Here is a 22,049-nt window from a genome sequence, read left to right on the forward strand (position 1 = left end):
TTTCCGGTGCGTCACAGCCCGATCACCGGGCTGATGGTCTTGTCTTCGGGGTGCAGGAGCGGCTGGTCGAGGACCGGCATCTTGTTCTTGTGCTCCTCTTCCTCCTCCTGCGCGGCTCCCGCGCCGCGGCCGGGCATCATCCCGTTGCCGCTGGCCGCGCGGGCGGCGGCCATCTCCGCCATCGCCGCGTTGCGGGCGAGCAGCGCGCCCTCCATGCCGAGCGCGGAGCGGATCCCGGCGGCCATGCCCGATTCGACCGGGGCCGCGGTGGTCAGCGCGCCCCACGGCATGCCGCTGCCCGCGCCGGTCCCGGCCCCGCCGAGCGGACCGACGTAGCTCGACGCACTGGTCGACTCGTCCGCGCCGTAGGAATCCGCGGTCGTCGCCCCGGCGGGCGGCGGATTGATCGCGTGCGAGCTCTTGTGCAGGCTGGCTTCGTAGCGCTGCATCACGTGCACCGCTTCGGCTTTCTGTTCGGCGGCCGCGACATTCGCGGCGAACATGCTGGCCCCGCCGCCCGCGACCGCGCCGATCGCCGCGCCCATCAACGCACCCGGACCGGCCCCGATCCCGCCCGCTCCGGCGCCGAGGATCCCGCCGATGACCGCGCCCGCACCCGCTCCAGCCGCCGCGGCGGCGACCACGCCCCCAGTCGGGTCGCCCGGAGGCTTCGGCATCGTGTTGCGTGCGACGGCGAGCGAATCGCCCGCGTTCTGGGCCGCGCCGCCGACGGTCCCGGCGCGGTCGCCGATCCCGGACGCGCGCTCGCCGAGCGAACCCAGCCGTCCGGAAGCGCGTTCGGCGGCCTGTCCGCTCCAGTTCTCGTGCAGCGTTCCCTGCTGCGATTTGAGCGAATCGGCGTGCGACCGCATTTCCGAACCGTGCCGCTGCCATTCGGCCGCGACCGTGCTGACGTCGCCGACGTCGGCCTTGTCCCACAGCATCTGGTACAGCTGCTGGTGCGTGTAGGCGTTCCAGTTGGTGCTGCCGGGCGGGATCGGGGCCCCGAAGTAGCCCTCCCACACGTTGCGCAGCGCGGACACGACCGGTTTGGCCAGGTCGCCGACCGGTCCTGCCTTGTCGAGTCCCGCGAGCGCCGAGTCCGCCAGGTTCTCCACCCCTGCCGACGCGGCGTCGACCACTGATCCGGATTCGCCGGTCATACCCCCACCTTCGCCTCTGCCCGGCAGGCTGTCGCCAGGCACTCGCGCACGGTAAGGGACGGCGATGAAATCACGATGAAAGCTGTGATCACCGGGGCGGGACGAGGTCTCCGCTCTCGATCCTGGCGGCGGTGCGGGCGAGCCACGCGGCGTCGTGCCGGAGCCGCGAAACCAGGAAATGCGCCTCGATCATCTGCATTTCCGGCAAATCGGCGTTGTCGAGCGTCGCGGACAGCTCGTGCTGCTGGTCGCGGACCCGTTCCGCCCGGTCGCGCAGCAGGGTCACCGCGCGGGCGGGCGGCAGCGCGCCGAGGTAGGCCAGCGCGATCAGGAACCGGGAATCGAGGTTCGGGTCGGCGTCGCGCAATTGCCGTTCGATCCGCTCGCGGAAGTCGGCGAGGCCCGCCTCGGTCAGCCGCACCGGCTGCGGATCGCCGTCGCCGTCCGGTTCGACGAGCCCGTTCCGGGTCAGCGTGCCGACCAGCGTGTACACGGTCGACGTCTTCGGGTTCAGGAACGGATAGCGGGTGCGCAGCTCGCGCAGGAGCGCGTACTGGTGGCGCGGGGTTTCCACGAGCAAGCCCAGCATCGGCAGCACGAGCGGGTTGTCGAGAGCGTTCGTCGGCACCGGACCAGGGTAGCGCACGGTAGTCGTATACGAGTACATTGCTCGTATACGACTACTGGAGGAGATGCTCGTGATCGTTTTTGGCGTGTGGCCCGGCGTGGTCAGCACGGATCTGGTGCGGCTGGAAACCTTCATCGACGCGCCGCCGGAGGACGTCGAACGGACCGCGGAAGCGTTGCGGGACCTCGCGAAGGGCACGGAGCGGTTCTACGTGCGGTGCTACCGCAGTTACCGGGGCCCGCACGCGCCGACGCCGCCGAACCCGGTGCCGTATCTCGGCGACGGGCGAGTGGTCGACTACGTGCTCGGCTACAGCAGCCCGGAGGCCGATCCGGACGGGTTCGCCGACGCGGTGCGCGCCGCGGTTCGCGAGGTCGCCGAGTTGGGCGGCGGGAAACTGCAGGTCTGCGAGGAGGTCAACGTGGCCGCGCCGCTGGACGGCGGCAGTCCTGGTTGCTACGAAGCGCTCGGCGCCGGGCTCGCGGCGGCGCTGGACGAGCGGACGCGGCTCGGGGTCGACGTGGCGATCGGGTTCAACGCCGCGGTCGCGCTGCCCGGCGATCCGTTCTGGGCCGCGGTGCAGTCGGCAGTGGCTCCGGAGGTGCTGGCTCGGGTTGATTTCCTTGGCCTGGACTTCTTCCCGGACGTTTTCCGTCCCGTGCCAGCCGACGCGTTGGCCGGTGCGGTGACCCACGTCGTGCGGTCGTTTCGCGAATCCGCATCGGCGATCGGGATCCCGGCGAGCGTGCCGATTCATATCACCGAAACCGGATGGCCGACCGGGCCGGAGAATTCGGAGGAACAACAGGTTCGGGTGATGGAATCCGTGGCGCGCACGGTGCTCGGGTTGGCTGCCGAGATCGGGGTGGATACCTACGAGATTTTCGGGCTGCGGGACGGATTGTCGAGCGGCCCGCGGGAAAACCGGTTCGGGCTGCTGCGCGACGACTATTCCGCGAAACCGGTGTACGAGACGGTGAAGCGGCTGATTGCCGAGCATTCTTCCTGACTCGAGGATTTGCGAAAGATGGACATTCCGCCGCGCGCAGGACCCGGTTAGTGCCATCTGGCCCCTGGTCACGGGGAAGGCGAGGCCCGATTCTGGATCGGTCAGAGATCACCAGTGCCTTCAGGGAGATACCGTGCGCAGAAAGAAGTTGGTGGCAGGCGCGTTGGGTGCCTGCGCACTGGTCATGGGCGTGGCGCCAGCGGCCAGCGGCTACGTCGGCGAGCAGTTGCCGGACACCGCCCGGCAGCCGGCCGGTGCGGCTTATCGCGACGGCGATTCCGCCTCCGCCACGCTGAAGGACGCCGACGGCAACGAGGTCGGTTCCGCGTGGTTCACCGCCGACAACCGTTCGCACGCCGTCTGGGTCGAGGTGTACCTCACCGGTCATTTCACGCCCGGTTTCCACGGTATGCACGTGCACGAAAAGGGAAACTGCACTGTCGGCGACCCGAAGAACCCGTTCACCGCCGCCGGCGGCCACCTGATGCCGATGGATCACCACACCGGACTGCCGATCGGGCAGCTGCCGTCGGTCCAGGTGCGGTCGAACGGCCGCGGGTACCTCAAGTTCGTGCTGGACACCTTTACTTTGGACCAGCTGTTCGGTCCAAACGGGACCTCGATCATCGTCCACTCGAAGTCCGACAATTTCGCGAACATTCCCGCCGACCGCTACAGCGTCCGGGGCGACCCGAACGCACCCGTGCCGGACGAGAAAACCAAGGCGACCGGCGATGCGGGCACTCGGTTCGCCTGCGGGGTGATCACCCGGGACCAGAACTGACTCCGTCCTTTGTGGACTCAAGTTCAGCGTGCTCCGTGAAGGGCTCCTTGCGGGAATCTGATTCCGGCAAGGAGCCCTTCACGGACCGGCAGCCGGGGTCGCGGAGGCGGCGGCTACTACGATCGGGGTATGTCTAGTCAGCCGGTCACGCTCTCGCGGCCCGTGCGGTTCTTCAGTTTCGCGTCCGCGGCGAGTCTGCGCTGGACCGGCTTCGGCGGGGTGCTGCTGCTGGCCGTCGCGGTGTACGCCGGGGCCGCCGGGATGTCCGGGGTCCTGCCGTTCGCGGGCGGGATCGCCGGTGTCGGGCTGGTGGTGCTCGCGTGGGCGCTGCTGGGCGGGCGCGTCCTTGCCTCGGACCTTCCCGACGCGGGCTGGCTGAAGCGGACGCTCGCGTTGTGGTGCGGGCCGTTGCTCGTCGTGCCGCCGCTGTTCAGCGGGGACGTCTTCAGCTATCTCGCGCAGGGTGCGGTGGCCGCGCACGGGTTCGACCTCAACGCCGTCGGGCCGCAGCAAGCACTGGGCTCGGCGTCGGACATCGTCGGGCGGGTCAGCGTTTACTGGCGCGAGACGCCGTCGCCGTACGGGCCGTTGTTCGGCGCGGTCGAGCGGGTCGTCGCGCAGGTGTCCGGCGGGAATCCGATCGTCGGGGTCGCGCTGCACCGGCTGATCGAGGTGGCCGGGCTGGTCCTGATCGCGTGGGCGGTGCCGCGGCTGGCGGCCGCGGCGGGGGCGTCGCCGCGGGTCGCGTTGTGGCTGGGCGTGCTGAACCCGCTGGTTCTGTGGCACGTGGTCGCCGGGACGCACAACGACTCGCTGATGCTCGGCCTGATGGTCGCGGGCGTGGCGATCGCGCTGAACGCGCAGGGCGACCGGATTCGCTGGTGGCCGCTCGCGGGCGGGGTGCTGCTCATCGCGCTCGGCGCGGAGGTGAAGGTGCCCGCGCTGGTCGCGCTGGCCGCGGTCGGCACGGCGATTGCCCGGCGGCGCGGGCGGATCGGCGAGTTCCTGCTCGCCGGCGCGGCGATGGTCGTCGTCTTCGCGGCGGTGTCCGCGGCGGTTTCGCTGGCGTCGGGGATCGGGTTCAGCTGGGTGTCCGCGCTGACGACGTCGGGGGAGGTCAACAGCTGGATGGCGCCGACGAACTGGTTCGGCTTCCTCGTCGGCGGCATCGGTTCGCTGTTCGGCGCGCACATCACGCAGACGATGATCGGGGTCGGCAAGATCATCGGGTACGTGCTCACCGCGGCCGCGATCGTCGTGGTGCTGCAGCGGCAGTGGACCGGCCGGATCGACGCGGTCCGCTCGCTGGGGCTGATGCTGAGCGCGGTCGTGGTCTTCGGGCCGGTGGTCCAGCCGTGGTATCTGCTGTGGGCGGTGATTCCGCTGGCCGCGTCGCTGCCTGCCGGACGCGTGCGGTCGGTGGTGATCACGCTCGTCGCGGTGTTTTCGGTCGTGCTTCCGCCGGTGGGCGGCAACTTCAGCGGACGCGTCGGGTTGCTGGTGCTCGCGTACGTGATCGGGCTCGCGGTGGTGGTCGCGGCGTTCTTCGCGCTGCGGAAAGCCTCCACAGTGGACTAACGCTGGCGCGGCCGGATAGGTTGCGCTCATGGACATCGAGGTGCTCGTGTTCGACGTGCTCGGCACGCTCGTCGACGAACCGGCCGGAATCCGCGCAGGGATCCGGAAATTCGCGCCGTCGCTCGCCGCCGCGGAAGTCGAAGAGCTGCTTGCGGTGTGGCAGAAGCACGTCGAGCAGGAGCAGGGCCGCATTGTCGCCGGGGAACGGCCGTACGTCGCGAGCGATGTCATCGACCGGGAAGCCGCGCAGGCCGTCGCCGATGCGGTCGGTACCGGCGAGGTCGCCGAGTTGGCGCTCGCGGCCCGCCGACTGCCGCCGTGGCCGGACACGGTGGACGGCCTCGCCCGCCTTGCGGAACGATTCCCGCTGGTCGGCCTGTCCAACGCGAGCCGGACCGTCTTGCTCGACCTGTGCGCGAACGCCGGATTGCGGTGGCACACCGTGCTGTCCGCCGAGAACGCCCGCACCTACAAGCCCGCTCCGGACGTCTACCGCCTGGCCATCGACGTCGCCGGTCGCGCACCCGAGCGGCTGCTGATGGTCGCGGCGCACGCCTGGGATCTGCGCGGGGCGCAGGAAGCCGGGTTCCGCACCGCGTACGTCGGCCGTCCGGTCGGTGACCCGCCGGGTCCCGCCGATCGGTTCGACTTCCACGCCGACGGACTCGCCGACCTCGCCGAGCAGCTCGAACACGGTCGCGACTGAGCCTCGGACCAGGCATGATCTCGGCGTGACCGATCTCAGCGACTTCGAACAACGGCTCGTCGAAGCGGCCCGCGAAGGCGAACTGCTCGGCGCCGCCCAGATCGACGTCGCGGACCTCGCCGAAACCGAAAGCCCGGACCATGTCGTACGCGCGCAGGTCCTTCGCGACCTGCTGCTTGGCAGGCACGGCGACCTCGACCCGCGCGGCATCATGCTGGCCAGGGCCCGGATCACCGGTCTCCTCAACCTCGACGGCGTCTCCGCAGCCGCCGGGCTGATGCTGCTGACCTGTGTTTTCGACCAGCCGGTGCTCGCACGCCAGGCAAGGCTGCCGCACCTGTACCTGATCGGCGGGCGGATGCCGGGCCTGCACGCGTCCCGGGTACGGATCGAGGGAGACCTGCACCTGTCCGACGGCGTGCGGATCGCCGGGGACAGCCCGGAAGGGGCCATCCGGTTGATCGGCGCGCACCTCGGCGGGAGCCTGCTGTGCCGGGACGCGGAAATCACGAACCCGGCCGGGCTCGCGCTGGAGGCGAGTTCGGCGGAGCTGGGCAGCGGGCTGTACCTGCACCGGGGAACGCGGATCACCGGCTCCTCGGCCGACGGCGCGATCCACCTCAACGGCGCGTGCATCGGCGGTCCGCTGGAGTGTCAGAGCACCAAGGTTTCCAACGACCTCGGACCGGCGATCGAGGCGGACACCCTGACGGTCGGCCGCAGCATGCTGATCCGCGATTCGGAGCTGAGCGGCAAGGGCGAGATCGGCGCGGTGCGGTTGCAGGGCGCGCAGATCGGCGGGCAGCTCGAGTTTTCCGCGACCACGCGCGTCACGTCGCCGGAAGGACGGCTGCTCGGGCTTTCCGACGCGAAGGCGACCACGGTGTTCATGCCGGACAAACTCGTGTGCCCCGACGGCAACACGAGCGCCGAGTGCGACCACCCCGAACTGGCGTGGCTGGACGGGTTCACCTACGCCGCGATCGATCCGTCGTTCGGCTGGCAGCGATGGCTGCACCTGCTTCGCTGCCACACCGAGTACTACGACGCCACCGGTTACCAGAAGCTGGCGGCTGTCGAGCGGACCGCGGGCCATGACGGCAACGCGCGCACCATCCTGATCGCGCAGCAGGACGACCTGCGCCGCCGTTCGCCGGAAGCGCTCGGCGGACGGATGTCGCGGCTGTTCCACTGGATCTGGGGCACGCTGGCCGGATACGGCTACCGCGCTCGGCGTACCGCGGCGGCGTTGCTGCTCGCGCTCGTCGCTGCCGGAGCGCTCGGATTGTGGGCCGGCGCAACGGAAACCCAGCCCGGACAGCACGCGGCACAACGAGTCGCGACCGGTGCGGCGTGCTCCCCGGTCGAGCTGATCGGTCTGGGGCTCGACCGAGGTTTGCCGATCGCGCCGACCGGGTTGCGGAGCCGCTGCGACCTCGACACGGCGAGTGTCGCCGGGCAGGTGTTCACCGCGGCGATCTGGGGGGTGCAGATCGCGGTGTGGGGACTCGCGACGCTGGCGCTGGCCGGATACACGAACCTGGTGCGCAAAACCGCCTGACCTGCCGCGCTGCTCACAGCAGATCTGCCGTCGGCAGAGAAGGCGGACGCGACGGGTTCCGCGGCGGCAAGGTCGGGGCATGACCAACGAATCGACTCCGCCGATGTTCGACCAGCGGCTCCGGGAACGGTTCCTGAGCCAGCGGGTCCTCGTACTGGACGGCGTGCTCGACGACGACAACGGGACGGTCCTCGCGACCCAGATGCTGTCGCTGGCCGGCGAGGACCCGGTCAAGGACATCGCGCTGTGGATCCACTCGCCCGGCGGTTCGGTCCCGTCGATGCTCGCGATCCGTGACGTGATGCGGCTGGTGCCGTGCGACGTTTCGACGCTCGCCCTCGGATTGGCGTGCAGCGCCGGGCAGTTCCTGCTGTCCGCGGGCACTCCCGGGAAGCGATTCGCCCTGCCGCACGCGCGCATCCTGATGCACCAGGGCTCGGCGGGAATCGGCGGCTCGGCCGTGGAGGTCGAGGTACAGGCCGACGACCTGCGCTACACCCGGGACACCGTGCTGGGCCTCACCGCGCAGGACACCGGTCAGCCGTTCGACCGCATTTTCGCCGATTCCCTGCACGACCGGTGGTACACCGCCGCGGAGGCGCAGGACTACGGCTTCATCGACCAGATCGTCGACCGCCTGGAGCAGGTCGTGCCGGTGCGCACGCACGCGATGGGCCTGGGGGTACGCGCATGAGCACCTACACCATCCCGAACGTCGTGACCCGCAGTCCGGGCGGCGAGCGGATCATGGACGTCTACTCGCACCTGCTGTCCGAACGGATCGTGTACCTGGGCACGGCGATCGACTCGGGCGTCGCGAACGCGCTGATCGCGCAGCTGCTGTTCCTGGAGTCGGACAACCCGGAGCAGGAGATCAACCTGTACATCAACTCCGAGGGCGGCGACCCGGCCGCGATGCTGGCGCTGTACGACACGATGCGCTTCATCAAGGCCCCGGTGGCGACGACCTGCGTCGGCCAAGCGGTGGCGACGGGAGCGGTGCTGCTGGCCGCCGGAGCCGCCGGCCGCCGATCGGTGCTGCCGCACGCGCGGGTGGTGCTGCATCAGCCCGCCGCACAGGGCCGCGGGACGATCCCGGACCTGATCCTGCAAGCCGACGAGGTGATCCGGGTCCGGACCCAGCTGGAGGAGATCACGTCCCGGCACACCGGCCACGACGTCGCGGAACTCCGGCACGACACCGACCGCGACCGGGTGTTCGACGCGGCCGGGGCGGTGGAGTACGGGCTCGCGGACCAGGTGATCGAAGCGCGCCCGTGAGGCGAGGACGCAGGCCGGTTCTGGGGCTCCGGCCTGCGGCTTCGCGCCCTGGCTCGGTGGGCTGCGGGTGGTTCCGCGGGCTGCCGTCAGCGCTGGTGCGAGCTGCGGCTCGACCGCATCGATCTGCCGGTTGTGCGCGGTGATTTCACAGCCTGGCGCCGGTGGTTCGAGAAATTCCGCCGCCCGGTTCAGGCCGCCATCAGCACCGGACCGGCCGGACGTCGCGCCGGGCGCGGTCCGACCACGCTGATCCGCCGCATGTCCCCGGCGATCCCGCTCAGCAGACCGGCCAGGTTGACCCCGAGCGCCCCGGTCACCGCGGCGATCATCTCGCTCGACGGTTCCTTCCGCCCGCGTTCGATCTCGGACAGGTACTGCGGCGAGATCCCGGCCCGCTCGGCGACGTCGACGAGCCGCTCGCCCTGGTTCTCCCGGGCGGCGCGGAGACTGCGGCCGAGCACCTCGCGCCACAGGGGTTCCGCCTCGTCGTCCCGGGCGGGGGCGCGGCGCTGGTGGAAAGGAAGGATGTCCGCCATAGGCCCAGCCTGGCATCCGCCGGGGCCTCGGCGACAGCGGTTCCGCTCAGGGCAGAACGTCACCCCGCGACTTGGTTGCCGAGCATGATCACACCGAGCACCAGCGCGATCGCCGACACGCCGATGCCCACCCCCGACACCGGCTTCCCCGTACGCCGTCCGACGACGCCCACGAGTCCGAAGGCCAGTCCGGCCAGCCCGAACGGAAGCGCGAGGTACGCTCGGATGCCGGTCAGGTCGATCGGCAGCAGCGGAACCACGCAGCCCAGCACGCCCAGTACCAGCGACAACACCCCCAGCCAGACACCGTTCGCCGGAGCGGGCGGCGGATAGGGGACGTAGCCCGGGTACTGCTGGGCATTCGGCTGAACCGGCCACGGCTGCCCGGGTCCGGCCGGCGGCATTCCCTGCGGACGGGGTTCGTCAGTCACCGGAAAGCTCCTCACCGTGCGAAAGAAACGTTGCCACACCTTAGAGCGCGGACGCGCTCGGTAGGGTGCCGGAGGAAGCACCCGGCGACCGACGAGGTGAGGCATGGACCGGCGCGAACTGATCGACCAGGCTCTCCGCGGCGTCGAGGCCTGGGAGCGCAAATGGGGTCCGTTCACCCCGTCCCCGGCCAGCGAGCCGGACGTCGATCTCCCCGCGCTGCTCGAGACCTACGCCGCCCGGATGGACGCGTCGTTCCCCTTCTTCCACCCCCGCTACGCGGGCCAGATGCTCAAACCGCCGCATCCGGTCGCGGTCGCCGCCTATCTCGCCGCGATGGTGGTCAACCCGAACAACCACGCGCTCGACGCCTCGCAGGCCACCTCGCCGATGGAGGTCGAGGTGATCGCGGACCTGGCGCGGATGTTCGGGTTCGCGCAGCCGTCGCTCGGCCACCTCACCTCCAGCGGGACGATCGCGAACCTCGAAGCCCTCTGGGTCGCCCGCGAACTGGCCCCAGGCAAAGCGGTCGTCCATTCGCAGGACGCGCACTACACGCACGGACGCATGTGCCAGGTGCTCGGTGTGGAATCCCGCGCGGTGCGGGCACTTCCCGACGGACGCGTCGATCTGTCCGCGGTCGAAGCCGAGGTCCGCGGCGGCGGGGTAGGCACGGTGGTGCTGACTCCAGGAACGACCGGGCTCGGGGCGGTCGACGACATCCAGCAGGCCCTGGCGCTGAAGGAACGGTACGGGGTCCGCCTGCATGTCGACGGCGCGTACGGCGGGTTCTACACCTTGCTGGGCGAGTACGAGGCCTACCGCGCGATCGGCTCGTGCGACTCTGTCGTCGTCGACCCGCACAAACACGGACTCCAGCCGTACGGCTGCGGCGCGGTGTTGTTCGCGGACCCGTCGGTCGGCCGGTTCTACAAACACGATTCTCCCTATACCTACTTCACTTCCGACGAGTTGCACCTCGGCGAGATCTCCCTGGAATGCTCCCGCGCTGGTGCCGCCGCCGGGGCGCTTTGGCTTACCCTGCAAGCGTTCCCGCTGGAACGCGACCGAGGACTGGGTCGATTGCTGGCGGCGTGCCGTCGAGCGGCGAACGATTTCGCGGGACTGCTCAAGGAATCCGACCGTTTCGCCCTGCACCTCGAGCCCACTTTGGACATTGTCACCTACTGGCCGCGACGGACCCGGATGAGCGAGATCACCGAAGCCGCCAACGCCATCCTCCAGAACGGCATGGCGGACAAGGACAACCCGCTGTATCTGTCCACTTTGCGCGTCGACGCGGAGGCGTTCGCCGTGCTGCATCCGGACGTCGAACGGGACGCCGAGACCGTCACGATCCTTCGTTCGGTGTTGATGAAGCCCGAGCACGAGGCCTGGATACCGCAGCTCAAGCAAGCGCTCGACCGGTTGGCGGAGTGAGTCCCGGACAGCGGGACTGACCGGTTCGATCCGGACGGACCGCCGGTTACATCGGTGCGCATGGCTGAGCAACCGCGCACCGCAGAGCGGTCGACCTGGTATTACTTAGCGATCGTCGTGGCGATCGCGCTCCTGACCGAGAATGCCAACTTCGAGTTCACCCTCGTCGGGGTGGGCCTGCCCGACATCGCCGCCGCCTTCGGAACCGACCAGGTGGCGCTGGTGATGACCGTCGTCTTCGTCGCGTCGCTCGTCTTCCTCCCGATCGCCGGGAAACTCGCCGACACGCACGGCAAAAAGAAAGTCCTCCTGGCCGCGGCCATCATGTTCGGCGTCGGCTCGCTGATCTGCGCACTGGCCCCGGTGTACTGGCTTTTCCTCACCGGACGCGTGCTCCAGTCCGCTTTCGTCGTCGCGTACGTCGCCGGTTACGGCCTCATCCGCGACCTCTTCCCGCCGCGACTGGTGCCGCTCGGCGTCGGCGCGCTCGGGGTCGGCACCGGCGTCGCCGCGTTCGGCGGTCCGCTGCTCGGCGGGTATCTCGTTGATACCTACGGGTTCCGGAGCGCCTTCTGGTTCACCCTCGGCTACGACGTCGTCGTCTCGACAATCGTGCTGCTCGTCGTCCCCGAAACCCGAGTGCGGATCAAACGCCGCATCGACGTCGCCGGCGGCTTGCTGCTCGGTGGCGGGATGGCGGTGCTCGTGCTCGGCTTGGTCGAGAAGGAGTATCTCGCTTACGCAGTGGCGCTTTCGGTGATAATGCTGGCGCTTTTCGTGATTGTCGAGCGTCGCCGCGCCGAACCGTTGATCGATCTAGCGCTGGCGGCACAACCCAAGGTGTGGCTGACGCTGCTCGCGTCGGGAACCGCCATCTTCGTCACCACTGCCAACAGTTCCGTGCTCATCCCGCAGCTGCTTCGGACTCCGCACGTGCCCGGAGTGTCAGAACACGGTCTCGGCATGAACGCGTTGGAATACGGCGTGCGCTACGGTCTCCCGTTCGGTCTGGTCGGCGCGGCCGCGGGTTACGCCGCCGGATGGGTATGCCGGAGATTCGCGCCGAGAACTGCTTTGCTCACCTCGATCATCGGCACCCTCGGCGGGGTCGTGCTGATCCTTTTCGGACAGTTGAGCGGACCGGTCCTGATCGTGGTGATCGCCGCGCTCATGGGCATCGGGCTGGGATTTCTCTACGCCGGAGCCAACAATCTCGTCATCGAGGCCGTGCCCGCGGAGGCGCAGGGCGTCACGACTTCGTTGCTCTACACCGCACTCGGCGTGATGAACACCCTCGGCACGGCGATCGTCGGATCGATCACCGCTGCCCATCAGGTCCGGCTCAGCTCCGGTGTCTCGATCACCAACGACACCGGATACCAGGCGGCGTACTTCGTACTGCTCGGCGTGAGCGTCCTCGCGCTCTTGCTGACTGTCCTCATGCGACACGGCCGCACCCCGGCCACTGGCGGAACAGCTGCGGCGGAAAGGCCAGGTCTTGACATCAACACCAGTGTCGATAATATGACACAATCGTAAACATGGGTTGATGCCGTCCGGCCCCATGGAAGGAGACCACCGTGCGCAGCGTCAAACGACTTGCTACTCGGATGTTGGCGGTGATGTCGGCGGGGCTGCTCACGCTGACCGGCGTCGCGAACGCGGCCGACGCCTGGCCTGCGACCGAGGCGGTGCCCGGCCTGCCCGGCACGCCGGTGTCCGCCGACGTGCCAGGAACGGCTTCGGCCAGCGGCGCGCAGTGCCGCGACTACTTCTTCCCGGTCACCGAATCGCCGGAAAGTCCTGCTGTGCTCAAGGAATTCGGCCAACTGTGCACATCGGACCCGGCCTTGCTCGGCAAGCAGCCGGTGCAGATCCTCATCCACGGCGGCACCTACGACCACACCTACTACGACTGGCCGTACCAGCCGGACCGCTACAACTACGTCCGCTACATGACCCAGCGCGGCTTCACGACGCTGAACCTCGACCGGATCGGCTACGGCCACAGCGACCATCCGCCGGCCGCGAGCATGAACTTCGACGTCGCGGCCAATACGACCCACCAGATCGTGCAGTATCTGCGCCAGGGCGCGCTGGGCAAGCAGTTCGGCACCGTGACGGTCAACGGATACTCGATGGGCGGCCTCACCGCGCAGGTCGAGGCGGGCAAATTCCACGACGTCGACGCGTTGATGGTGCACGCCGTCGGCCACGGGCTGCTGACCCCGCGCTCCACGCTGCGGCTCGGGACGTTCGCCTATCCCGCGCTGCTGGACCCCAAGTTCGCGGACAAGCCGTGGGCGCTCGATCCGGCGTACCTCACCAGCATCCCCGGCAAACGCGACCTGTTCCACGGTCCACAAGGGACGTATGACCCGGAGCAGCTGCAGGTCGAAGACGCCACAAAGGACACTATGTCCGCGACCGAGCTGGCGGACATCACCTTGCGCACCTACACCGACCAGACGAAGAACATCGACGCTCCGATCCTGTGGTCGCCGGGCCAGTACGACAAAATCTGGTGCGGCACCACCGACGACTGCAACACCGATCCCATGGCGGCGAACGAAGCGAGCTACTACCGGCCGGGCGTGTTCACGAAATACCTCGTGCAGAACACCGGACACGCCACGCTGCTCGGCTACGGCGGCGTCGACTACCTGCGGGAAATCGTGAGCTGGCTCGGCGAACGAGGGATCCGCGGGGTCCAGTGAGCCGGGTGCGCCGCAGTTCGCCGGGGCAGCGGACCGGTAAACTGCGGCGCATGTCCACGGCAGAGCGAGGCAAGGGTTCGCGCAGCGGGTTGCGCCGGACGCTGATGACGTCCGAACTTCTGGACACCGCGACCAAGCTGTTCGCGGAAAAGGGCTACGAGGCCACGAGCCTGCTGGACATCGCGAACGCGCTGAACATTTCCCGGCCGGCGCTGTACCACTACGTCAGCAAGAAGGAAGACCTGCTGGCGATGCTCGTCGAGCAGGTCACCAACGGGTTCGCCGAGGTGCTGGCCCAGCTGAAGGCGCGCGACGACCTGACGCCGTCGGAGAAGATCGCCGACGTGGTCGCGCTGATCGTGCGGCAGCGGGCGGAGCACTCCGACCAGTTCCGGATCCTCGACCGGTCCGAGCCGATCCTGCCGGAGCCGCTGGCCGGCGAGCATCTGACGGCCAAGCGGAAGATCCTGCGGGAGTTCACGGCGCTGGTCGAGGCAGGGATCGAAGCTGGGGAATTCCGGCGGGTCGACGCGCGGACGGCGGCGTTGTCGTTGCTGGGGATGTGCAACTGGGTCGCTTGGTGGTTCCGGCCTGGGGGCGATGTGGATTCGCTCGTGGCTACCGTCACTGGGTTGGCGACGGGGATGTTGGCGGCTGGGGAGAATGCCGGGCGGGGGCGGCAGGACGCGCGGACTATTGCGGAGATTCGGGGGTTGTTGGATCGGTTGGAGGGGTGAGGTTTCTCCTCCTGCTGGGTCGGGGAAAGAGCGGCTGTGTCGGGGGGAAGAGCGGCTGTGGCGGGGGAAAGAGCGGCGAAGCCGCGAAAAGAGAGCGGCGAAGCCGCGAAAAGAGAGCGGCGAAGCCGCGAAAAGAGAGCGGCGAAGCCGCGAAAAGAGAGCGGCGAAGCCGCGAAAAGAGAGCGGCGAAGCCGCGAAAAGAGAGTGGTTGCGTGGGGCACCCCGAAGTTTGATTGTGACTACGGCGCGGGGGTGCTTGTCAAGGCGGGAAAGATGCCTTGACAAGCACCCCCGCGCCGTGTTTTCGGCTTCGTATCGGGGGCGGGGGAGGTGTGGGTGCCTCGCTCGTTGGGTGCACCGGGTGCGGCTGGGTGGGGATGGGGGCTAGCGCCCCAATGTGGCATTGGGGCGCATCGCGTAGGGCGGGCGAGCTGAGCTGGGGCTGGGCTGGTCGTGAGGGGGACCCTGAGGGAATCAGGGGCTGTGAGGGTGGCCCTCACGAACCTCGCGCTGTGACATGAGTGTCGAAAGTTCGACACAGATATTGAATTCTGCGCTCTGGCGGCTTACCTTGGCTGCATGACGTTGCCTCCAGCTGCACTACCAGTGGCCCCGTTCGACGAGGTCAGCGTGCTTGCTTATCGGCGTGCCGGGTTGTGGGCGGGGCAGTCCCTGCCTGCTGAACTCCTGGCCGCGGCTCGTCGGCACGGTGGCCGTACCGCGCTCGTTTCCGAGGGTGTGGCGTGGTCGTACGACGAGCTTTTCGACACTGCGTCGCGGTTCGCGGCGGGGCTGCTCGGGTCGGGTGTGGTCCGTCCGGGGGAGCCGGTGGTGTTCCAGATGGGGAACGTGGCGGAGACCGTCGTCGCGTACCTCGGGTGTTTGTTCGCTGCCGCGCCGCCGGTCTGTACTTTGCCGCAGCACGGGACTCGCGAGATCGGGTTGCTCGCGGCGCACGTCGGGGCTCGGACGCTGATCGCGCAGGCCGATTTCCGGGACGGGCGGTTGCGCAAGCAGGCTGAGCAGTTGCTGGCGGACGGGGCCGTCTCCGACGTCGTCGTGTGCCGGGGCGAGGCGCTCGGAGATACGCCGTCGTACTCGCGGCTCGTGGCTGAACAAGTGCGGGAACCGTTGCCCTACTTGGATGTTGACCTTGCCCGGCCCGCGGTGTTCCAGCTTTCCGGCGGGACGACGGGGCTGCCGAAGGTCGCGCCGCGGTTGCACGAGGAGTACGCCTACAACGCTCGTGCCTGGGCGGCCTCGATGGCGATGGACGAGCACTCGCGGGTGCTGTATCCGTTGCCGCTCATGCACAACGCGGGTATCTCGCTCGCGCTGCAGCCCGCGATCCTCACCGGAGCGACGCTCGTTCTCGCTCCCTCCGCGGACGTCGACACGCTGCTCGACCTCATCGCCGAGCACCGGCCGGACGTGCTTCCGCTCGTGCCGCCCGCGCTTGCCGTGCGGCTTCTCGAATCGCCGCGGGCACAGGCGGCGGACCTGTCCTGTCTGCGGGATTTCGTGGTCGGCGGGCAGCGGTTGCCGGTGGAGGTCGCCGAGCGGTTGCGGGACGAGCTCGGCATCCGGATCCGGCAGATGTTCGGGATGGCCGAAGGGATGTTCCTGGTCACGCCCGCCGGCGCGGACGAGGACGTGCGGCACCACACCGTCGGTGCGCCGATCTCCGCGGCGGACGAGATCCGGATTCTCGACCCGGTGTCCGAAAGCGAAGTCCCGGACGGAGAGGTCGGCGAGTTCGCCGCGCGCGGGCCGTACACGATCCGCGGCTACTACCGCGCCGAGGAGCACAACAAGACCGCGTTCACGCCCGACGGGTTTTACCGCACCGGCGACCTGGCCCGGCGGCACGTCAGCGCGAAGGGCGTCAGCTACTCGATCGACGGGCGGATCAAGGACGTCATCAACCGCGGCGTCGAGAAGATTTTCGCCGAGGAGGTGGAGGAGATCATTGTTCAGCATCCGGACGTGGTCACTGCCGCGCTCGTCGCGATGCCCGATCCGGTGCTGGGCGAACGAGCGTGCGCGTACCTCGTGCTCGAGGACGGCGCCGAGCCGCTGACGGTGGAAACCCTTGGCGCGCATCTGCTCAGCCGCGGGCTCGCGAAGTACAAGCTGCCCGAACGCGTCGAGGTGGTGCCGGCGCTGCCGTTGACGAACGTCGGCAAGGTCGCGAAGAACCGGCTGCGCGCGGACGTGCAAGCGAAACTGGCCGAAGGGAGTGCCCGGTGACCCGGCGCGCGAACGTAATCGGGGGCGGACCTGGCGGGCTGTATGCCGCCCGGCTGCTGAAACTCAACGACCCGGGTCTGGAGGTCGTCGTCCACGAGCGGACGGACGCGTCGCGGGCGACGTTCGGGTTCGGGGTCGGGCTCACCGAGGCCACCATGCGCAACCTCGAACAGGCCGATCCGGAGACCGCGGACCGGGTCCGGGTGGTCAGCTACGTCGGGCACGAACTGCGCTTCGATGCTCCCGACCGGTCAGTGTGCCTGCACGGCGCGCGCAATCTCGCGGTCGGCCGGGCGGAGCTGCTGCGGGTGCTGCGAGAAGCGGCGACCGAGGTCGGCGTCGAATACCGCGCCGGGTCGCGCGCCGATCTCGGCACCGTGACCGGCGACGTCGTCATCGCCGCGGACGGGGTCGGCAGCGCGACGCGCACCAAACTCAGCGCGGAACTCGGCGTCCGCACCACCCTCGGACGGACGCGGTACGTGTGGTGCGGTGCCCCGTTCGCCGCGTCGTCGGCCTTCTTCGCCGCGGCTCGGCGGGGGCCCGAGCTGTTCGTCACCCACGCTTATCCGTACGCGGAAGATCGCAGCACTTTCCTGATCGAAGTGGACGACGAGACGTGGACGAGCGCCGGTCTCGCTGAGTTCGACGCGGCGACCGGTCCCGGCGAAACGGACCGGCAAAGCGTTCGGCTGCTGGAAAACGTGCTCTCGGACCAGCTTCGCGGCGGCGAGCTGCTCACGAACCGCACTCGCTGGAGCCGGTTCGTCAACCTCGGCCTCGACCGGTGGCACAGCGGGAACGTCGTGCTGCTCGGCGATGCCGCGCACACCGCGCACTACACGCTGGGCTCGGGCACCAAGCTGGCGCTGGAAGACGCGATCGCGCTGGCCGGGGCGTTGACGGGGGAGAGCTCGCCGTCCGCCGCGTTCGCCGCGTACGAACAGGCGCGACGACCGGCGGTGGAGCGGTTCAAGCAGCTCGCCGGCCGCAGTCAGCGGTGGTGGGACTCCTACCGGTGGCGGGCGGACTGGTCGGCCGAACGGCTCGGCCTGTCCTACATGACGCGTTCGGGCAACATCACGATGGCCGACTACGCCAGGTCCGAACCCGAGGTCGTGCGCGCCGCGCTGGAGTGGCTGGGTTCGGCACCGACCGGCGACCCGGAGGAATGGGTGCTCGCACAACCGCTGCGGGGCAACGGGTTCCAGCTTCCGTCGCGGGTCACCACGCGTGCGGACCTCGGCCCGGTCGAAGAGCTTTCCTGGACCGAGCCGGACGTGTGGAGCGAGCCCGCCGACGACACGGTCGCCCGCGCTGGTCGCGGTTCCGGTCCGCTGCTGCTCACCGGAGCCGCGGAGGAGTTCTGGGCAAGGGTCGACCTTGCCGAGCGGCTTCGCCTGCAGACCAGCCGCTGCGTCGGCGTGCAGCTCCCCGAATCCGCGCGGGCCTTCGCGGCGACCTCGATCGGTGCCGGCCGGGCCGATTTCGCAGTCTTTGAAGACTTTCCCAGGAGGAATTCGTGACCAGCACTTCCCGGCGCGTCGGGCTGATCGTGCCGAGTTCGAACGTCACCGTCGAAACGGAGCTGCCGCGGCTGCTCCAGCGGGTGGCGGACGTCGAGTTTTCCTTTCACTCCAGCCGAATGCGCATGCACGCGGTGACGCCTGAGCAGCTGCGCGCGATGAACGCTCAGCGCGAGCGTTGCGTCCTGGAGATCGGCGACGCGCGGACGGACGTGCTCCTCTACGCCTGCCTCGTCGCGGTGATGGCGTCCGGCGTCGGGGCACATCGGGACACGGAGCTGCGGATCGCCGAGCAACTCGCGCTCGGCGGCGCGGACGCCAAAGTCCTGTCCAGCGCCGGTGCGCTGGTGCGCGCGCTGAAGGATCTTGAAGCCAACCGCGTCGCGCTCGTCATGCCGTACACCGAACCGGTCGCACGCACTGTGGTCGAGTACCTGGAGGCCGAGGGCTTCACGATCACCGGCTGGCGTGCGCTGGGCGTCGCGGACAATACGGAGGTCGGCTGTATACCGGGCGACAATGTGCTGTCTGCCGCCCGCGAACTCGACCTCCGGGACAGCGACGCGCTGGTGCTGTCGTGCTGTGTCCAGATGCCGTCGCTCGACTTGATCCAGCCCGCGGAGGACGAATTCGGGCTGCCCGTGCTCTCCGCCGCCACCGCCGGCGCGTACTCGATCCTGCGCAGCCTCGGCCTTCCGGTCGACCTGCCCGGCGCGGGTTCGCTGCTGCGCGCCGACGCCAAAGTCCAGGCCTGAAAGGAGTTTCCGCATGACTGACAAGCCAGTGCACCGCGTGCGCGGGGTCGACCACGCCGCCTTCCCGACCTTCGACCCGGTCGCCACCGTCCGGTTCTACCGCGACGTGCTCAATTTCCCGATCGTCCACTCGATCTGCGCCGCGGGCTGGGGCCCGGAGAAACACCCGGACTTCATCCACTTCTTCTTCGACATCGGCGGCGGCGACCGCCTGGCCTTTTTCTATTACTTCGGCTGGGAACCAGCAGGCGACCAAACCGCCCCGGGCGACGCGTGGGCCCGGCTGCCGCACGGCACGCCGAAGTTCTTCGCCGACAGCAGGCATTTGGCGATCAACGTCGCCGACGAGGAAGATCTGCTGGAATATCGCCGTCGCCTGGACGAATCCGAATGGCCGGTGGAAATGCAGGTGATGCACGAAACCATCGAATCCATTTACACCCACGACCCGAACGGCTACATGGTAGAAATCACCCGAGCCTTGCGTCCAGTGACGCCGCAGGAGGATCTCGACGCGGAACTGACCCTGCGCGCGTTGTGCGATGTCGCTTCGGGCGAGGACCCGTCGATGGACAAACTGCTTACGCGCAAAGCAGAACTGATCGTCGAGGAAGCGGCTTCGTGGGAGCCCGCGGGGAAGGAGATGGTCTGACGTGGCGCGTTTCTATGTCCTAGACGTGCCGGAAAACGAAGGTGTCCTCGCCGTGGCCCGCCAAGACGACGGCAATACGGTCGACCGGATCGGCCCGTACTTCCGAATCAGCGCCCCGGAAACGATCGTCATCGACCGCCGCGCGACGGGCTGTCGGCACGCCGTTTGGTACAGCGCGATCGCCGGTCTGGAAGGGTCCGTGATCACTCAGCACGACAAGAACGCGCTGCGGATCGAAAGGCGCCCCCATGCCTGAAAACGGCCTAGGCGCGGGCCGTTACCTGGCCCCCGCCTCCCTCCCCGAGGCGACCACCACGACCGCCCACCAACTCACCACCTCCGACGGCGCGACAGTCAACGGTCTGCTTAGGACAGTCCCCGGTGCCTCCACAGTGGCGTTCCTGATGCATCCCCGGCAGGATTTCTCCCACCACGTCCTGGTTCCCGAACTGCTAGCCCAAGGCTATGCGGTATGGACCCAAGGCACCCGCACCGTCGGCAACGACCTCACCCTGCTGCACGAACAAGCCCTACTGGACATGGCAGCCGGACACGTCTTCCTGCGCTCCGCGGGCTTCCCGTCAGTAGTCCTCATCGGACACTCCGGCGGCGCAGCCTTGGCTGCTTTCTACTTACAGCAGGCCGCCCTGCCTCCATCCGCCCGACTCCACTGCGCCCCAAGCGGAAAACCCGTCCCTCTCCCTGAGTCCGAAATGCCCGTCGCCGACGGTTTCCTCATGATGGCCCCGCATCCCGGCCAGGGCGCTTTGCTGCTGCGCCTGATCGACCCCTCGGTCACCGACGAACAAGACCCCCGCTCAGCTTCACCGGCCTTGGACCCCTACCTCCCCGCGAACGGTTTCGCCACCCCACCGGAATCCTCGACGTACTCCGCGGATTTCATCACGGCGTACCGCTCGGCCCAGTACGACCGCGTCGCCCGAATCGACGAACGAGCCCGGGAACTGGCAGAGGAATCGGCCACCGCGCGGCGTCGCTACGCCACCTCCAAAGACCCAGAGGACCGACGGAGCGCCCTGGCGACCGGAGTGCTAACCGTCTACCGCACCGACGCGGACCTGCGTTCAGTCGACCTGTCACTGGACCACAACGACCGCCCATACGGTTCGCTATTCGGCCGCCGCCCGGACCTGACCAATTACGGCGTGCTCGGCTTCGGCCGCCTGACGACTCCGGACTCCTGGCTGTCGACCTGGTCGGCTATCTCGAGCAACGCAGACTTGGCCGGCTGCCTGCCGGACGTGAAGGTGCCGACGCTGCTGGTCGAACTGACTGGCGATCAGGCGTGCTTCCCTGCCGACGCCAAACGCTTCCACGACTTGAGCGGCGCGTCAGACACCACGCATGTTCGGGTGCCGGGCAGGCATTTCGGCGCCCCTCTGTACGAGGGCATGACCTCAGGCGCAACCCTCGCCGGCGCGGAAATGGGCCGGTGGCTGGGGGAGCGCTTCCCAGCAGGCGCGCTCGCGGTGCGGTAAGCCGGGCTGCTTGCTCCTGGCGGGTTCGCTCGCGGCGAGGTGAGTTGGGTTGCCTTCTCCTGGTGGGTTCGCTTGTTTTCCCTGAATTCTTTCTTCTGTGCGCCGGTCTTCTCCCGTGGGGAGGACCGGCGCACTTTCGCTTCCCCGAGGGCCTGCGATCCGGCCGCTGCGATCAGGAGGCGACGGGAGTCCCGGGCCGCCGCTCCAACACCGGACGGTCGTTGATCTGCCGACTGACCACCGATATCCAAGTCGATTGCATACGGTCGCCTGACCATGCACCGATAGTTGATTGCATACCGTCGACGGGCGGCGCGCGGACACGGCAGGCCCGGAATGGATTCTGCCGATCGGATCCGGTCGAATCCGGCGGCTCATCTACCGGAGACAGTGAGCAGGATTCCAGTCGTCTGTCCGCCAGTCGCCAGTCGCCAGCCGCCAGTCGCCAGCCGCCTGCCTGCCAGTCGCGTGTCCGCCAGTCGCGTGTCTGCCAGTCGCGTGTCTGCCGGTCACCTGTCGACCAGTCAACGGCATCCCAGTCGATTGCATACAGTCGGCTGCAGTCTGCGGGCAAGCGACATCCGGCAATCGACACCTCGCCGCAGTTGACACCTCTCTCGCTGCAGTCAAACCCCACTGCAGCCGACACCTCTCTCGCCGCAGTCGATACCCCGGCAAGAACCCCCGCGGACTGGCGCAGTGCATTGGCGCGCGGAGACCGCTCACGCGCTCGCAACCCCGGTTCCGCACCCATGCCGTCTCAAGGCCACCCCCAACTGTGACCCTCATCAACAACAA

At 68.6% G+C, this 22,049-nt stretch carries 21 protein-coding genes; 17 read left to right on the forward strand and 4 right to left on the reverse strand.

Annotated elements, in window-relative coordinates; translation table 11 throughout:
• Positions 1-11: 11 nt before the first annotated feature.
• Positions 12-1,163 carry a WXG100 family type VII secretion target gene (locus EIZ45_RS13420; protein ID WP_043839425.1) on the reverse strand — a complete coding sequence of 384 codons (1,152 nt, stop codon included), beginning with the start codon at positions 1,161-1,163 and terminating at the stop codon, positions 12-14.
• Between the two features lie 88 nt (positions 1,164-1,251).
• Entirely contained in the window at positions 1,252-1,791 is a 540-nt protein-coding gene (locus tag EIZ45_RS13425; protein WP_037820531.1) for a PadR family transcriptional regulator, read from the reverse strand.
• A gap of 64 nt (positions 1,792-1,855) precedes the next feature.
• Here EIZ45_RS13425 and EIZ45_RS13430 point away from each other — a divergent pair, with 64 nt between their 5' ends.
• The 7 genes from EIZ45_RS13430 to EIZ45_RS13460 all read left to right on the forward strand — a co-directional run bounded on the left by EIZ45_RS13430 (position 1,856) and on the right by EIZ45_RS13460 (position 8,710).
• Positions 1,856-2,800, forward strand: coding sequence for a hypothetical protein (locus EIZ45_RS13430; protein ID WP_240691466.1), 945 nt, complete (start codon positions 1,856-1,858; stop codon positions 2,798-2,800).
• Positions 2,801-2,933: 133 nt separating this feature from the next.
• Positions 2,934-3,584, forward strand: a complete 651-nt coding sequence (locus EIZ45_RS13435) for a superoxide dismutase family protein (protein WP_134663302.1) — start codon at positions 2,934-2,936, stop codon at positions 3,582-3,584.
• A 129-nt stretch (positions 3,585-3,713) separates the two neighbouring features.
• Complete coding sequence (gene mptB / locus EIZ45_RS13440; protein ID WP_134663301.1) at positions 3,714-5,162, forward strand: polyprenol phosphomannose-dependent alpha 1,6 mannosyltransferase MptB; 1,449 nt, start codon at positions 3,714-3,716, stop codon at positions 5,160-5,162.
• A gap of 28 nt (positions 5,163-5,190) precedes the next feature.
• Positions 5,191-5,868 carry a haloacid dehalogenase type II gene (locus EIZ45_RS13445; protein ID WP_043839423.1) on the forward strand — a complete coding sequence of 226 codons (678 nt, stop codon included), beginning with the start codon at positions 5,191-5,193 and terminating at the stop codon, positions 5,866-5,868.
• A gap of 25 nt (positions 5,869-5,893) precedes the next feature.
• The gene (locus tag EIZ45_RS13450) at positions 5,894-7,429 is read left to right on the forward strand and encodes a hypothetical protein (protein ID WP_134663300.1); all 1,536 of its coding nucleotides are present in this window, start codon (positions 5,894-5,896) and stop codon (positions 7,427-7,429) included.
• A gap of 79 nt (positions 7,430-7,508) precedes the next feature.
• Complete coding sequence (locus EIZ45_RS13455) at positions 7,509-8,123, forward strand: ClpP family protease (RefSeq protein WP_037820577.1); 615 nt, start codon at positions 7,509-7,511, stop codon at positions 8,121-8,123.
• Positions 8,120-8,710 carry a ClpP family protease gene (locus EIZ45_RS13460; protein WP_009073577.1) on the forward strand — a complete coding sequence of 197 codons (591 nt, stop codon included), beginning with the start codon at positions 8,120-8,122 and terminating at the stop codon, positions 8,708-8,710. Before EIZ45_RS13455 ends, EIZ45_RS13460 begins: the two co-directional genes overlap by 4 nt.
• Positions 8,711-8,898: 188 nt before the next feature.
• Here EIZ45_RS13460 and EIZ45_RS13465 read toward each other — a convergent pair whose 3' ends face one another.
• Positions 8,899-9,246 (reverse strand): helix-turn-helix domain-containing protein, encoded by a 348-nt coding sequence (locus EIZ45_RS13465; RefSeq protein WP_043839420.1) that lies wholly within the window; start codon positions 9,244-9,246, stop codon positions 8,899-8,901.
• A 59-nt stretch (positions 9,247-9,305) separates the two neighbouring features.
• Positions 9,306-9,677, reverse strand: a complete 372-nt coding sequence (locus tag EIZ45_RS13470) for a hypothetical protein (protein WP_134663299.1) — start codon at positions 9,675-9,677, stop codon at positions 9,306-9,308.
• A gap of 103 nt (positions 9,678-9,780) precedes the next feature.
• Here EIZ45_RS13470 and EIZ45_RS13475 point away from each other — a divergent pair, with 103 nt between their 5' ends.
• From EIZ45_RS13475 to EIZ45_RS13520, 10 genes are all read left to right on the forward strand, one after another.
• On the forward strand, positions 9,781-11,115 hold the full coding sequence (locus tag EIZ45_RS13475) for an aminotransferase class V-fold PLP-dependent enzyme (RefSeq protein WP_134663298.1): 1,335 nt from the start codon (positions 9,781-9,783) through the stop codon (positions 11,113-11,115).
• Positions 11,116-11,175: 60 nt separating this feature from the next.
• The gene (locus tag EIZ45_RS13480) at positions 11,176-12,654 is read left to right on the forward strand and encodes an MFS transporter (RefSeq protein ID WP_134663297.1); all 1,479 of its coding nucleotides are present in this window, start codon (positions 11,176-11,178) and stop codon (positions 12,652-12,654) included.
• A gap of 41 nt (positions 12,655-12,695) precedes the next feature.
• A complete protein-coding gene (locus EIZ45_RS13485; RefSeq protein WP_199818199.1) occupies positions 12,696-13,832 on the forward strand; it encodes an alpha/beta hydrolase in 1,137 nt (378 codons plus the stop codon).
• A 50-nt stretch (positions 13,833-13,882) separates the two neighbouring features.
• Positions 13,883-14,569, forward strand: coding sequence for a TetR/AcrR family transcriptional regulator (locus tag EIZ45_RS13490; RefSeq protein WP_037820575.1), 687 nt, complete (start codon positions 13,883-13,885; stop codon positions 14,567-14,569).
• Positions 14,570-15,148: 579 nt separating this feature from the next.
• On the forward strand, positions 15,149-16,819 hold the full coding sequence (locus EIZ45_RS13495; RefSeq protein ID WP_240690646.1) for a (2,3-dihydroxybenzoyl)adenylate synthase: 1,671 nt from the start codon (positions 15,149-15,151) through the stop codon (positions 16,817-16,819).
• Positions 16,816-18,345, forward strand: coding sequence for an FAD-dependent monooxygenase (locus tag EIZ45_RS13500; protein ID WP_134663296.1), 1,530 nt, complete (start codon positions 16,816-16,818; stop codon positions 18,343-18,345). The genes EIZ45_RS13495 and EIZ45_RS13500 overlap by 4 nt, the downstream gene beginning before the upstream one ends.
• The gene (locus EIZ45_RS13505; RefSeq protein ID WP_134663295.1) at positions 18,342-19,100 is read left to right on the forward strand and encodes a maleate cis-trans isomerase; all 759 of its coding nucleotides are present in this window, start codon (positions 18,342-18,344) and stop codon (positions 19,098-19,100) included. Before EIZ45_RS13500 ends, EIZ45_RS13505 begins: the two co-directional genes overlap by 4 nt.
• A gap of 13 nt (positions 19,101-19,113) precedes the next feature.
• A complete protein-coding gene (locus EIZ45_RS13510) occupies positions 19,114-19,752 on the forward strand; it encodes a VOC family protein (RefSeq protein ID WP_037812098.1) in 639 nt (212 codons plus the stop codon).
• Position 19,753: 1 nt separating this feature from the next.
• Positions 19,754-20,008, forward strand: a complete 255-nt coding sequence (locus tag EIZ45_RS13515; protein WP_043839400.1) for a hypothetical protein — start codon at positions 19,754-19,756, stop codon at positions 20,006-20,008.
• Positions 20,001-21,251, forward strand: a complete 1,251-nt coding sequence (locus EIZ45_RS13520) for an alpha/beta hydrolase (protein ID WP_134663294.1) — start codon at positions 20,001-20,003, stop codon at positions 21,249-21,251. Before EIZ45_RS13515 ends, EIZ45_RS13520 begins: the two co-directional genes overlap by 8 nt.
• Positions 21,252-22,049 lie beyond the last annotated feature (798 nt).

Origin of the sequence: Amycolatopsis sp. CFH S0740 (assembly GCF_004522315.1) — a bacterium.
Lineage (GTDB): Bacteria > Actinomycetota > Actinomycetes > Mycobacteriales > Pseudonocardiaceae > Amycolatopsis > Amycolatopsis nivea.